1 pseudogene is annotated in these 938 nt (G+C 28.7%); it reads left to right on the top strand.

What is annotated here, in order from left to right:
- Window positions 1-938, top strand: a pseudogene (locus AJ885_RS10750) (DUF2920 family protein); the annotation flags it as partial.

The raw sequence follows: 938 nt of genomic DNA, 5'->3' as shown, positions 1-938 counted from the left end.
TATATTGCTAAAAATTTTGATGTTGTAGTGGTACATGTTTTTTATCATTGTTTTTGTGCAAGAATATCAAATAATAAAAAGTATAGTGCTTCTATTAGCTTCATGGAGGAGGATTTGTTAAGTCTATCTAAGATTTTGTTAGATTTTGGCATTAATCCACAGAATCTTGATTGTAAAAATTCTACCAAGTATTATGAATTGCTTATTCAGCATATTATTACTTTAAAATCACAAGGAAAATTAGCGCAAAATTATCAAGCGAAATTTACTTCAACTTTTATCCCACCTAATGGAGATTATCAAAACTATGGCATTATGGCAGCTATTGATCATATCAATGCTTTAAAAGATTTAGTTAAACGCTTTCCAAAATTTGCAGATTTACCAAAAATTTATGGGGGGGGGGTCTTATGGAGGATACTTAGCCTTGCTCATAGCAAAGATAGCTCCTTGGTATGTGGATGGCGTGATTGATAATTCAGGAACTGTTTTGCCATTATTGGAATGTATAATAGGAAAAGATTTAAGTAGACCCGAATTTTTTTTTAGTGATTTAAATAAATTGGTAGGCATGTTTATTAAAACGTACTGGACTAGAGAAGATGAAAGATTATCTTATTTTTTTACTAATGAAAATTATATGATTCGTTCTTTGTTAAATTCTTCCCATTTAACTATACAAGCTAGTGTCAATAAAAATATTATTTTAGTATCTTATCATAGTTTAAAAGATCCATTTAATACAGCAAAAGATAAACAAACTCTTTTTTTAGCGTATAAAGAGCTAGGATATGACGCCACTTTACATTTAATAAAAGACGAAAGTGAGATTGATGGAAGATTTATAAAAGATTTAAATCATGGTATGAGGATTACTGATAAAGCCTTATTTAGAAAAGAACTTCCTTTAATGCTTGAAAAACTACAAAAAAGAAAAT

The sequence above is a fragment of the Campylobacter sp. BCW_6464 genome (genome assembly GCF_001762775.1).
GTDB classification, from domain to species: Bacteria; Campylobacterota; Campylobacteria; order Campylobacterales; family Campylobacteraceae; genus Campylobacter_D; species Campylobacter_D jejuni.
Note: the sequence above shows the minus strand (reverse complement) of the source record. Positions and strands in the feature narration are given on the sequence as shown.